The 13,175-nt window shown below is 62.8% G+C and carries 10 protein-coding genes; 3 read left to right on the plus strand and 7 right to left on the minus strand.

Annotation, left to right across the window (positions count from 1 at the left end; translation table 11 throughout):
* Positions 1–14 precede the first annotated feature (14 nt).
* Entirely contained in the window at positions 15–2,417 is a 2,403-nt protein-coding gene (locus tag AB8717_RS21450) for a TonB-dependent receptor (RefSeq protein ID WP_443751076.1), read from the plus strand.
* A gap of 66 nt (positions 2,418–2,483) precedes the next feature.
* On the opposite strand, the gene AB8717_RS21455 is transcribed toward AB8717_RS21450, so the two are convergent.
* On the minus strand, positions 2,484–3,143 hold the full coding sequence (locus AB8717_RS21455; RefSeq protein WP_443751077.1) for an ankyrin repeat domain-containing protein: 660 nt from the start codon (positions 3,141–3,143) through the stop codon (positions 2,484–2,486).
* A 293-nt stretch (positions 3,144–3,436) separates the two neighbouring features.
* The gene (locus AB8717_RS21460; RefSeq protein ID WP_443751078.1) at positions 3,437–5,965 is read right to left on the minus strand and encodes a hypothetical protein; all 2,529 of its coding nucleotides are present in this window, start codon (positions 5,963–5,965) and stop codon (positions 3,437–3,439) included.
* A gap of 110 nt (positions 5,966–6,075) precedes the next feature.
* On the opposite strand from AB8717_RS21460, the gene cimA reads away from it, so the two are divergent.
* Positions 6,076–7,671 carry a citramalate synthase gene (gene cimA / locus AB8717_RS21465; protein WP_443751427.1) on the plus strand — a complete coding sequence of 532 codons (1,596 nt, stop codon included), beginning with the start codon at positions 6,076–6,078 and terminating at the stop codon, positions 7,669–7,671.
* A gap of 73 nt (positions 7,672–7,744) precedes the next feature.
* Here cimA and AB8717_RS21470 read toward each other — a convergent pair whose 3' ends face one another.
* Positions 7,745–7,915 carry a hypothetical protein gene (locus tag AB8717_RS21470; RefSeq protein ID WP_443751079.1) on the minus strand — a complete coding sequence of 57 codons (171 nt, stop codon included), beginning with the start codon at positions 7,913–7,915 and terminating at the stop codon, positions 7,745–7,747.
* A 120-nt stretch (positions 7,916–8,035) separates the two neighbouring features.
* Between AB8717_RS21470 and AB8717_RS21475 the strand changes: the two genes are divergently transcribed.
* Positions 8,036–8,335 (plus strand): hypothetical protein, encoded by a 300-nt coding sequence (locus AB8717_RS21475; protein ID WP_443751080.1) that lies wholly within the window; start codon positions 8,036–8,038, stop codon positions 8,333–8,335.
* Positions 8,336–8,353: 18 nt separating this feature from the next.
* Here the strand turns inward: AB8717_RS21475 and AB8717_RS21480 are convergent, their stop codons facing one another.
* From AB8717_RS21480 to AB8717_RS21495, 4 genes are all read right to left on the minus strand, one after another.
* Positions 8,354–11,095 (minus strand): MGH1-like glycoside hydrolase domain-containing protein, encoded by a 2,742-nt coding sequence (locus AB8717_RS21480; RefSeq protein WP_443751081.1) that lies wholly within the window; start codon positions 11,093–11,095, stop codon positions 8,354–8,356.
* A 64-nt stretch (positions 11,096–11,159) separates the two neighbouring features.
* The gene (locus tag AB8717_RS21485; protein ID WP_443751082.1) at positions 11,160–11,621 is read right to left on the minus strand and encodes a hypothetical protein; all 462 of its coding nucleotides are present in this window, start codon (positions 11,619–11,621) and stop codon (positions 11,160–11,162) included.
* Between the two features lie 122 nt (positions 11,622–11,743).
* Positions 11,744–12,136 (minus strand): VOC family protein, encoded by a 393-nt coding sequence (locus AB8717_RS21490; RefSeq protein WP_443751083.1) that lies wholly within the window; start codon positions 12,134–12,136, stop codon positions 11,744–11,746.
* Positions 12,137–12,234: 98 nt separating this feature from the next.
* On the minus strand, positions 12,235–13,062 hold the full coding sequence (locus AB8717_RS21495; RefSeq protein ID WP_443751084.1) for a flagellin: 828 nt from the start codon (positions 13,060–13,062) through the stop codon (positions 12,235–12,237).
* Between the last annotated feature and the right edge of the window lie 113 nt (positions 13,063–13,175).

The raw sequence follows: 13,175 nt of genomic DNA on the forward strand, positions 1-13,175 counted from the left end.
CCCCGGGACCTTCCATGACCTTTTCCAATCGCCTGAGCCTGCGTGCGGCTCTGCTCGCCACCGGCGCCATGAGCCTGGCACCGCTCGCCTTCGCTCCCCATGCCTTCGCCCAGGACGCCAAGGCCACTCCGGCCAATGACGACGCCAGCCAGGAAGTCGTCGTCCGGGTCAATCGCACGACGCGGTCTTCGGTCGATCTCGGCGGCAGCGAAATGCAGAAGATCCTGCCGGGCATCAGCCCGCTGAAGGCCATTCAGACCCTGCCGGGCGTGCTGTTCGAAACGGCCGACCCCTGGGGCAATAACGAGCAGAACGAGACCCTGTTCGTCCACGGTTTCTCGCTGCAACAGCTTGGCTACACCTTTGACGACGTGCCGCTGGGCGACCAGCAGTACGGCAACTGGAACGGCCTGTCGCCGTCGCGCGCCGTCATTTCGGAAAACGTCAGCCGCGTGCAGTTCGCCTCGGGCGCGGCGGGCCTGGGCGTGGCATCGACCTCGAACCTCGGCGGCGCCATCGAAACCTATTCGAGCGATCCGTCGAAGGCGCGCACGGTGACCTTCGCCGAAACGCTGGGGTCGTACCAGACGACGCGCAGCTTCCTGCGCTTCGACACCGGCACTTTCGGCAACGGCAACGCGCTTTATGTCTCGCTGCTGCACCACGACGCCAAAGCCTGGGATTTCAACGGCCACCAGAAGGATGAGCAGCTCAACGCCAAGTTCACCCATACCGGCGACAAGGGCAAGCTGACCGCCTATGTCGATTATTCGACCAAGGTCGAGCCGAACGAGGATTCGATCGCCCACGTGGCCGGCGAGACCTCGGCGCCCTACGTCCGTCCGTTCCTTTATCCCGACTATGACGCGGCGCTCAGCTACCTCAACCCGACCACCGGCGCGCCGCCCGCCTCGGCCGGCAACAATTTCAGCAACTACCACTCGGCTGCCCAGCGCGAGGACGCGCTGACCTACGTCAAGTATGACTACCGCTTCAACGACACTATGAGCTGGTCGAACCAGGCCTATTACCACTACGACTACGGCCGCGGCATCGTCGCCGGCCCGATCAACCAGGCTGGCCTGCCCGCCCTGTTCGCCGTCTACTATCCGGGTCCGGCCGGCGAAAGCGCGACCGACCAGATCGCGCGGCTGAAGTCGATCTTCGGCGGCACCGGCTGGGCCGTGCGCACCACCGAATACCTGCAGAATCGCTCGGGCCTGATCTCGACCTTCAAGATCCACGCCGGCGACCACGATATCGAAGCCGGCGCCTGGTATGAAAAGCTCTATTCGACCCAGCACCGCGCCTGGTATCCGTTCACGGCGTCGAACACCGACCTGACGCCGTACCAGATCCCGACCGGCAAGAATTTCGACCAGTATTACGGCAAGTTCAACGTCGAGGTGCTGAACCTGCACGTCCAGGACCAGTGGCGCCTGACCCCGAACCTGCTGGTGCAGTACGGCTTCAAGTCGATGTCGCAGACCGGCACGGGCTACTTCCCGATCAACCAGCAGAACGCACCCGGCGCAACCAATCCGACCGTCTATCCGTCGGGCACGATCAAGACGACCGAGAACTTCCTGCCGCAGGTCGGTTTTGTATGGGATGTGTCGAAGACCGACCAGATCTTCGCCGACGCACAGAAGAACCTGCGCCAGTTCATCGTCTACGGCGCCGGCGGCTCGGCCTGGAGCCTGGCCAACCAGTCGGCCTTCGACTACTTCAAGGCCAATGTGAAACCGGAAACGTCGGTGACGACCGAAGCCGGCTGGCGCTTCCACCACACCTTCACCGGTCCGATCACCGGTATCGAAGGCCAGGTCAGCGCCTACCATGTCGACTTCAAAAATCGCCTGCTGTCGATCAGCCCGACCCCGGTCATCCTGTCGCTGGTCGCCGGCGCCGCGGTGCTCGCCAATGTCGGCGACGTCAAGACCGACGGCATCGACCTGGCCGGCACGGTCCACTTCGGCCATCACTGGTCGGTCTACGACGCCGTGTCCTACAACAAGTCGACCTTCCAGGACGACTACATGTCGGGTTCGACGACCGTGCACACCGCCGGCAAGGCGGTTCCCGCCTCGCCCGACTGGATGAACAAGCTGATCGTCTCGGCCAACTACAGCAACTGGGACATGCAGCTGTCGGGCGACTATGTCGGCAAGCGCTACGCCACCTACACCAACGACCTGTCGGTCAAGGGCTATCTCCTGACCGGCCTGCAGGCGGGCTACCGCTTCGACATGCCGGCAGGGTCGCCCCTGCGTTATGCGCGCCTGTCGCTGAACGTCACCAACCTCGGCAACATCAAGACGACCTCGACCCTGGTCGTCGGCGCCGCCTCGGGCACCTACAACACTTACCCGATGGCCCCGCGCATGAGCTTCGTCACCCTGACCACCAAGTTCTGATTTATTCGGAGCAGCACAAGACTGCCCGGCGATCACATGATCGCCGGGCTTTCGCGCCTATAATGATCAATCGGCCTTCGTTACGATGCGGCGCCGATCCTTCAACACCTTCCGGATCATTCGTCTGATTTCAGGGTCTGTCGCAGCATCAAGGGCGGTGCGTGTCCCCTTGCTGGTATCTGCGGTGTCCTCAAAACCTGGAAGGGGTTCAAAGTGCGACATAAGACGGGGATTTGCGCCATGCGCGAACAGGACCGCGACCGACTTGCGCGCATCATTTTCCACAGCCCACTCCAGCGCCGTGGCATCGACACCCATGCCCGTCGTCAAGGGATAGGTAAACCGGGCATTAACCTTGGCGCCGTGCGCCAGCAATATTTTTACAACTTCGGGATGATCGCATCGCGCCGCCCAAGCAAGCGGAAAGGCGAAGTCGTCGGCGTTCGCACCGGCATTGGGATCGGCACCCAACCGCAAATAACGCAGCACGGTCCTCCGATCCCCTTTGGCCGAATATGGGATCAGTTCGGCCGATAGTCTCTCACGCTCGACCCTGGCCTTTTGCCTCGGTGTCAGGTTGCCTGGCGTTGCATATTCCCAGAGGAGATAGGCACGGACGAGGCCCCAATCACCCGATGCCACGGCAGCGGTGAATAGTGCAGCATTATCATTGTTCTGATGGCTATGATCGGGCGGCCGCGCCATAGTTTTGCACTTGCCGTCCATATGACTTCCAGCCGTGGAAGAACTGATAATTCCCCCCCATACAAAAAGCATCGTCAAACCGAGGACACACGGCTTAGCTCGCAATGCCTGGACAAACGCATACAGACCCTCGACTGCGACCGTCGGCACAACGCGTCGAATTGCCACTTATCCAACCCTCCCCAAGGCACTCCGGACAGAACCGATCGTTAATCCGTACGCTTTCGACCAGCTCAACAATGGAGAACAATAAGGGATCAAATAGCGGCAACAAAATGGCAAAGAGGTCATTTCCAATGCATTTCTTCGCAAGGTTAGCCGTCGGGATGGGCCTTCAACCAGTTATCGTAAAATTGCTGCAGCTTTTCATACGGCACTACCTTCTGAGTATCGTACCGTGTCCCCCACTTTCCATTATGCAGCTTCGGAAACGAAGCCCAGTCTCTCGAGCGGTCGACTGCGGCGGTGAAGTCACCGCTACGCAACGCGTCGATTACGCGAGATTCGGCCATCATATGGGCGGCTATCAAATCCTGGGTATCGGGGGAAAAGTCCGTAAGTCCAAGCGCCTTACTATGTCCGGGATAACTATAGCCGGTTATCTGATAGCGGCCATTTGCGGTCTGAGCCGTGCCCTTATATTCAACCCCGCTCGACGGGGGAAACTTTGAGAAGTCGCTGAACGTTTTGCGGTCTTTTGGGTTTTCCGGATGATCACCGAACGACGAGTTGTATTCCAGCAACGCCCCCTGCCCGCCATTTTCGGCGTATGCGATCGTTGCCAGATAGGCACGCACCCGCGGGTCCTGCAGATTGGCTCTGGCTTCAGCCAAGTTCTTTTCCTGCAGAGTCTGGCGCTTTGGCGCCATCAGCGCCTTCAGCGCGGCAGCGGTGCTTCCCGGCGCTATCTGCTCCTTAAGCGCCAACTCCTGCGGCGACGGCGTGTCATAAACGTAGGTGATCGAATTCAGGGCCCGTTCTTTGAAAGCCTTGATGGCGTCCGGACTCAACGGCGTGTTTGTGGTCTGTCCATCGATGTTGAAGTTCGTCTGGACCAAAGTTCCCAATGCAGGGTCGTAGTGAATGAACGGGTCTTTTAAGCGATCCGCCAATATCTGAAGCACCTGCTGATCGACAGTGGCCGTCTTCTCACTATTTGACGCGTCTGCCTGGTTCTGATCTGTCCCCGATGCAACGGGCGCTTTTCGGTGGAAAAGATCTATATCGCTCGCTGCCAGTGAACCGTACCCCGCTGCGACCTGAACTGCCGGACCATAGGTTTTTCGACCGAGGACACCGGCCCAGCCTGTCGGGTCGCTGGCATCATCAGACGCGGCTTCAAACAATGGATGCCCTGAAACGGCATTCTGTGCCGCCTCGAATGTGATCTCAAGACGCCGCTGCGGTGTCAGGGCCGTGCCAGTCTGAGCCAAAGCCTTGTCAGCCGCTGAACGAACCACGCCCAGTTGCGCCTTGCCAAAGACATCAGATAGATCGGGATCGAGACCGATGTTCTTAACGAGGGCAGCGAACTCGGTATTGTCGAGTGCCGGCGGCGCCTGTTTCTTCGCGAGCGCCTGTTTCGTCAGGTCCCCGCCAAGCACCGGCTCCAGCGCGCTAATCCGGGCCTCGGACATCCGCCTGAGCGCATCGTCGCCGGTGAGGTCGTGATACGCGGCGAACTGCCGCGCTATGCGGTCAAGGTTCTGGTCGGGCGCGAAGCCCGCCAGCTTGTCGGTTACCTGCTCGCGATGCCAGTCTGCGATCTGCTGTTGCTGGTCCTGCGGCAGGGCCAGGAACTGTGGTGAGATGGCCAGTTGCGCCGGCGATGCCCCGCCCCTGACCAGTTGGATCGCCGCATTGGCATTGCCGGCATTGTAGTCATCGCGGGCCTCGACATGACCCAACAGGCGGTGCAGGACCTCGTCGCGGGCACGCTGCAAAGCCTTGCTATCACCACCATAGCGATCGACCAGGTCGCTCTCGACCGCATTCACATCGATCGGATCGTTGAGGTTTTTCGGACCAAGACGATCCCACAGGCCATCGACCGCGTTCCGCGTGTCGGCTGCCTGCCCGGCTTCCACCAGATGTTTGTCGATCAGATCGGCATCGTCAGACGCCATGCCTTCGCGGTGGCTGTCGAAGAAGGCACGGGCTCCGGTCACATCGCCCTGGCTCAGCCGCGCCGTGACGACCGGCTCGACCACCCGTCGCCCGAAGGCAAGCGCCGTCTGTTTATCGAGGTCTTCACCCGACAACCCCTGTCCCAGTCCACTTGCGACCAAGGCCGCGCGGGCCTGGGATGCATAGGCGGCGTCATTGTCGCTCGCCCCGGTCATCAGCGCGCCGGTGGCCAGGTTCACCCGCGTGTTCAGGGCATTTGCCCGAAAAGTCCTGGCGCGGTCGCCGTCCTGGCGCGCAAGGTCCTTGGACAAATCCCCCCGGATCGTCAGCGCCGATTGGTCAAGCATGGCCTGGGCGCCCGGCGACATGTTGGCCGAGATATCGGCCCAGCCCTTGTCGAACTCCGACAAAGCATGGTCGGTCTTCGACCAGTCGTTCACGCCGGGGAAGACCTTATTCGGATCAGCCAGGTCGAAGCGCATCTGTGTCAGCTTATTGCTGCCGTCCAGTGCCACCGTCGTCTCAGCCTTTTCCTTGGCTGCCTTGGCGAACATGTCCGACATCTGTGCGCCCGACGACTGAATCGCCTCGCCCAGTGCCGATATCTGCCGCCCAGGCAGCGTCGCCGCGTCCATGCTCATGGGATTGGAGACTGTACCGCCGGACGACACGGACGGCATGACGGAAAAATTCTGCGGACGCGGAACAACGGGCATGGGAAAACTCCTGGTTTTCCGCCACTGTTTTCCAAAGCGTCTCAGGTCCGCATACCGCCCGCAAATGGCGATATGGGTTGAACATTTCCATATCGGCCTATAGATGGGCCATGGGCGAACGCATCTATCTTTACGACTCCACCCTGCGCGACGGCGCGCAGGCCCAGGGCATCGACTTTTCCGTGGCCGACAAGCAGGCGATCGCGGCGGCGCTCGACGCCTTCGGCATCGACTATATCGAAGGCGGCTGGCCCGGCGCCAACCCGACCGACGACGCCTTTTTTGCCGCCCTCCCCGCCACGAAGCGCTCAAAAATCTCGGCTTTCGGCATGACCCGCCGCGCCGGCCGTTCAGCGTCGAACGATCCGGGTTTGCAAGACGTCATGGCGCCCGGCACGCCTGCGGTCTGCCTGGTCGGCAAAACCTGGGCCTGGCAGGTCGAAACCGCGCTCAAGGTCACACTGGCTGAAAACCTGCGCATGATCGCGGACTCGCTGGCGCACGTCGTCGCCCAAGGCCGCGAAGCCCATTTCGACGCCGAACACTTCTTCGATGGCTACAAGGCCAACCCGCAGTATGCGCTGGATGCGCTGAAGGCGGCGCATGAAGCCGGCGCCTCGTGGCTGGTATTGTGCGACACCAATGGCGGCTCGCTGCCGTCCGAGGTCCGCAAGATCGTCGCCACGGTGCGCGAGGCCCTGCCGACTGCCCAACTCGGCATCCACTGCCATAACGACACCGAACAGGCCGTCGCCAACTCCCTGGCCGCGGTCGAATCCGGTGTCCGCCAGATCCAGGGCACGATCAACGGCATCGGCGAGCGCTGCGGCAACGCCAACCTGATCGCCCTGATCCCGACTCTGATGCTCAAGATGGGTTTCGACACCGGCATCAGCGCCGAACAGCTGACCCATATCGGCCAGCTGTCGCGCCTGGTCGACGACCGGCTGAATCGCGCACCCAACCGCCACGCCGCCTATGTCGGCGCCAGCGCCTTTGCGCACAAGGGCGGGTTGCACGTCAGCGCCATGGCCAAGGACAGCCGGTCATACGAGCATATCGACCCGGCCCTGGTCGGCAACAGCCGCCTGGTCCTGGTGTCGGACAAGGCCGGCCGCGCCAATATCCTCAGCCGCCTCGAGCAGATGGGGATAGACGTCGCGGCCGACGACGACCACATCTCGGACCTGGTCAAGGCGGTCAAGGACAGCGAAGCCCTGGGCTACGCCTACGAGGATGCCAGCGCCAGCTTCGAGCTGATGGCGCGTGAGCGCCTCGGCCAGCTGCCGCACTATTACGACCTGCAAAGCTTCCGCGCGCTCAACGAATGCCGCATCGATGGCAAGGGCAAGCGCTTCACGGTCGCCGAAGCCACGGTCAAGCTGACCGTCGCCGGCCAGCAGGTCATGACGGTCGCCGAGGGCAACGGCCCGGTCAATGCGCTCGATGCAGCGCTGCGCAAGGCGCTGACGCCGCACTATCCGCAGCTGGAAAGCATGCATCTCAACGACTACAAGGTGCGCATCCTGACACCGTCGGAAGCGACGGCGGCGCTGACCCGCGTCATGATCGAAAGCCGCAACGACGACGGCCAGACGTGGAATACGCTGGGCGTCAGCCACAACGTCATCGATGCGTCCTATAACGCGCTGTACGACGCCATCACCTACCACCTGATGAAGTCGGGCGCCAAATCGGTCGGTTAGGCCGGCCAGACCTGCCGCTCGTCAGCAGCCCCACCTTCCCTTACGCACCGTATCGGCATTCGGATCCCGCGGATCAGTAGCCCGACGACGATGGCATGGCCGGCGGGCTGGAAGGCGTAGGATTCGACGGGGCCTGGGATGTGGGCGTTTTCGTTGCGCCCTGGTCGGCCATTCCCATGGACGAGCACGCCGACAGGGCCAGACCGGCGGCAATAAGGGACAGGACAATCGCGGATTTAAGCATGGGTATCTCCTTTGGACACCCTTGAATCCCTGGCACCGCCCGCGACGTTCAACGGGAACCCCGCGCTGGACAAACGCTGGCACGGAGCCCACATTTATGGGGCTTTTGGTGGGGGAAATAATGGATTTCGTATCGGGCCTTGTCGCGGCTGTGTTGTTGGCCACGACTATAGCGGCTTTTTTTGTCGGCCGTATTCTGGGTCTGGCGGTCCGTTGGTTCGTCCTCAGTACCGCCGAACGCCAGCGCATCGATCTCGGCTGGGAGTCGGACGGTACGCTGACGCGGCTCTGGGCCTTGTCGAAGGTAAAGACCGGTGCGGCGCGAACCGTGATCCGCCTGCACGTCATCCTGATCTGGCTGACCTACATTCAGATGCCGATCATGCTGATCGCCGGCGCAATAGCCCTCTATTCCCGCTAATGACCGCTCAGGCGACGTTCATCGCAGCAAAAGCCTTCCTCTTCCCGGAGGGACAATAACGTCAACACCCTGCCCCCGCCGAACCATCTCAATGGCTTGGCCATTCCACGTCGCCGTCACAGGTTCACGCTTCAAAACCGCCAGCACCGTCACCGCCCGCGCCCCGGATATTTCGAGATCGGCCGTCAACCCGCTGTCCCACACCTGCCGAACCACGCGCGTATTGAACCCCGTGCTCAGCGTCCCCGCCTGGCCGTAAGCTTCCGCCCAGCACCGCACCGGCGACGACAAGGCGCCGAACGGATGCCAGCCGCCGCCTGCGCCCGTCACGGCGTCGAAATTCTCGTAGGCCCGCCCGCTGCGCGCGATCTCGGCCTCGTAGACGCGTAACGCCGTCTCCGCCACCTGCCACGCCTTCGCCCCCTCGTCGTAATCGAGCAAGGCCTTCCACATCAGCCACTGATGCGGCATCCACACGCTGCCGTTCCAGTAGCCGTTGCGGTCGTAATAGGAGGCCCGCGCATCGACCGCGGTAATCCCCGACGGCGTCATCAACCGCCCCGGCGTCATCAGGTTATCGATCAGGGTTCTGGCCTGTGCTGTCGTGCAGATATCCGACAGCAGCGGACTGACCCCGTCCAGTCCCATATTGAAGTTCTCGCCTTTGTCGGAAAGCCACTTCCCCACGGGCCGCTTATCCTCGTCATGGACGACATAGGCGAAATAGCCCGAGCCCTCGTCCCAGCTCTGCGATTGCAGGGCGCCCCCGAGCCGAGCGATCTCGGCCTCCCACACGGCGATATCGCGGCGCTCGCCGATCGCGCCCGCCACCTGCACCAGAATGCGCAGGCAGCGTATGACGTGCGCCGTCGTGATGACCGGCGCCACACAGGCCGCCATGCCTTTTGCGTGGACCGCCATCTGCGCCGGATAATCGTCCATCCCGCCGGTATTGTAGAAATAATCGTAGGTGCGGATCAGCCCGGACTTCAGATCGCGGCAGGTCGATCCCTCATCGCCCAGCAGAAACCGCGCATAGCGTTTCAGGCCGGGATAGCGAGCGCGGGCAAAATCCAGACTGCCGTTCCGGTTCCACAGTTCGTGAAACAGGTAGAACTGGATCGGCAGCGGCGTGCCGTGGTGCAGGAAGGCCGCCTGATCGTCGTCGCTCCGCGTCAGATAGGCGTCGAGCACGGCTGCCGACAGCCCCGGGTCGCGCCCCGCCAGGCCCAGTCCGATAAAACCGCAATCCCAGGTGTAGACAGAGTTCCATTCGCGGCCGGGCGTCACCAGCCGGACCCATTTGCCGCCCGTCCACACGGGAAAGACGACATTGGTGGATAGCGTCGCCATCAGGCGCTGCGCGCCCTCGGGCAGGGCCTCTTCCGCCGCCCTGCGCGCCCGCTCCAACGCAGCGTCGCCGCCCGCCGCCCGCCAAACTTCGACCGTATCCGCCGCCGTCCCGACAAAACAGTCACGCACCACGGTTTCGCCGGGCTTCAGCGTCACGACCTCCGGCGTCGCGATCGTCACATAGCCCGAGCCGCTGGCCGCCACGCGGCTCATGGTGAACAGGCTGGGGTCGTTCAGCGCCCAGCCGAGCGTCCGGACGTCGTCGGCAGCCACGCCATGGACCGCGCCCTTGCCGCCGGTCCACGCCATGGCATAGGCGCTGCCGGTCTCTTCCGGAAACCGCAGCGTCAGCGCATTTTGGGTCCGCATCTGCCGTTCGGGCTGCAATTTCCATCCATGATCGGCAAAAATCACCGTATCGATCTGCGCCGCCTCGCCAACAGCAAAGCCGTCGATCTCGACCGCCTGCCCGCCCAGCGCGGTCAAACGCAGGTTTTGCGTCCCGGCCTTCACTGCGCCAACGGCAACATCCACTGTCCGGAAGCCTTGCGGGTCACCGCCACCGCCGAGCGTCACTATAGCATCGGCCGGCCCCGACACGCGGAATGCCGACGTGCCCTTCGCGATACGATAGCGGATACGTATCACGGCATCGCGCATGGCGCCCGCCATGAACGCCCACTCCGCGCGGTCGCCCGCATCCGCGCCGAAGCCCTGGCCGATACCGGTATTGCCAACGAACCCCGCTTCGAAAACCTCGCCGCGCCTGCGCCCATCGAACACCAGGTGATCATCGAAGCGCGGCTTCGCCCATTCCAGGTCCCGGTAATCGAGCGCGCCGACCCAGACCGCGCCCGGCGGCAGGCGCACCTCGGCGGGCCGCGCCGCCTCGCCCTTCTTCGCCACAGCCGCAATACCCGAACGGTCCTGCCATCGCGTCCGCGCCGGCGCCGTCGGCGGAGACAGCCGCGCCAGCCAGTTGACCAACAACGGTAGAGGTGCGTCCGACCGGTTGGTCGCTGCCAGCCGCAACATGCCCCCGTCAGCTCCCAGCGCACACCATTCCAGGTGCATGGCAATGCCGGCCTTCAGCCCGCACTCCCAGCGCACATAGCCAAGGCGCGGGTCGGCGCGCACCGGCTGCATGTCCAGCCCCATTTCGGCATAGGGCACCAGGGTCTCCCGCCGCAGGATCGCCGGTGCGCAGGCGAAATCCATACGCAAGCCGCGAAGCTCATCGCAGATATGCGAGACCCCGTTCCACTGGTCGCTGTACGGTCCCCACTCGGGCAAGGGCAGGTCGCGATTGCCGATCCGCGACGGGGGCGATGTCCTGTCCGCGGCAAAGGCCTGCAGGGCGGCCAGGCCCGGTGCGGCCAGGAGGATGCTGCGCCGCGAAACCTTCATGCGCGCTCCCCCGTCTTTACCAAAAGACCGTCAGGCAAGGCGGCATCGTCGCGCATTAAGACTCCTAGAATACCTTGGTCAGGTCCGGTTGCGCCGGATCGCGGTAGACCGTCCAGTAGACACCGAACGCCGCCAGGCCGTAGGGCGCGCCCAGGACAACAGCCTGGACCAGAAATTCTGCGGGGCTGATCAGGCCCTCCCGCATTTGCCCCCAGCCGCTCCAAACCGTCAACGGAATGATCACCACCGTCGCGAGGACGAAACTTACGCCGACAGGCGCGCGCACGCCGGACAGGAAGCGCCGCAGTCCCATACGTATCAGGACCGCCAGGACAAGGACGGCCAGGCACCAGACGGTCGCGAAAGGGATACGCATTGCGCAACGGATCAGGGTGGCGATTATGCCGGGAAAGGCAAACAGGCTGCCGATAGACCCAAAAAAAGCATGTTGCAGGATATCGCGCACAAATACTGCGGCATATCCCGCCACGCACCACGCGATCAAAGCCTTCACTGCCGGATGCATTGCCCGTCCCCCAATCACTATGCCCGCTTCAACGATACGCCTCCCGCAGACGCACGTCCACCCAGGTCGGTGCATTGGCGCGGCGCCGGCAACCCTGCAAGCGCCGCTGCGGACAGGCGGCGTTACGCCGCCTTCGCCGGTTCGTTGATCCCCCAGATGACGCCGAACGGATCCTTGACCTGGCCGTAGCGGTCGCCCCAGAACTGCGTCTCGAAGGCCATCTCGACCGTGCAGCCGGCGGCCACCACCTGCTCCCAGAACGCCTTGCCGTCTTCCATGATCAGGGTCAGGACTATGCCCTTGAAACCCTCGAACGGGTAACCGTGTTCGGGGAAGCTGTCGCTCATCATCAGCGAGCCGCCATTGATCTCGAAATGGCATTGCATCAGGCGTCCGTCGGGCGTCGGACGGCGGCCATGCTCGATGGCGCCGAAGGCAGTCTTGTAGAATTCCAGCTGTTCGACAGCCTTCTCGCTGCGCAGAAAGGGGATCGCGCCCTTCGTGTTTACGGTCATGACATGGCTCCTTTTGAAAAGAAGCCTATCGTACGCCGCATGACGCCGCAAAGCCGTCAGCGCAAACCGCCGCACCTGCTGGCAGCAGATGACAGCAGTTACTTGAACAGGCTGAGCAGGAAGCTCTGCGACTGGTTGGCGATCGAAAGGGACTGGATCGCCAGTTGCTGCTTGGTCTGCAAGGCCTGAAGTTTGGCGCTTTCTGTCGCCATGTCGGCGTCGACCAGATGGCCGATCGAGGCGGTCAGCGTGTCCTGGAGCTTGCCGATGAAGGTGGCGTGCGTATCCAGCGCCTTGGAGGTCGAACCCATGCTCGACAAGGCCGACGACACATTGTTGATCGAACTGTCGATCGTGGTCAGCAGGGCCTGGGCCGACGTCGCGGTCGAGAAGGATGCGGCGGCGCCGAGCGTGATGATCGATCCGCCCAGCGACAGGTTCTGCGCGGCGACCGTCATGTGGCTGGTTCCGGACGCATCGGCCAGGGCGGCGATCGAGGTGCGCGACCCGTTGATCAGGTTTATGCCGTTGAAACTGGCGTTCGACGCCGTCTTGGTGATCTGGTCGCGGATGGCGTTGAAGTCGGATTGCAGGGCATTGCGCGACGTGGTGTCGAGCGAGGTGTCCGACGCGGCCAGCGCCTTTTCCTTGAGCTGGGTCAGCAGGTCCGAGATCGACTCGCCGGCGCTCATGGCGACGTCGACGGCCGACGAGGTGCGCGACAGCGACTCCTTGACGGCATCGAGCGAACTGACCTTGGCGCGCTGGCTCTGGGCTATGGCGTAGGTTGCGCCGTCATCCTTGGCGCTGGCGACCTTCAGCCCGGTCGATATCCGGTTCTGGGTCGTCATCAGGTCCGCCGTAATGGCGTTCAGGTTTTGCAGCGCGACCATCGCGCCGATATTCGTATTGATGGAAGACTTCATTTTGACCCTCCATGTTTGGCGCCGGCTGCTGTTTTGCAGCCGGTCGTGTCCATCACCTGGGCGCCATTATGGCAGAGCACGGCTAACGGTTGTTAAAGACGACGGAAGAATTT

This window comes from Asticcacaulis solisilvae (assembly GCF_052327315.1).
GTDB lineage: Bacteria > Pseudomonadota > Alphaproteobacteria > Caulobacterales > Caulobacteraceae > Asticcacaulis > Asticcacaulis solisilvae_B.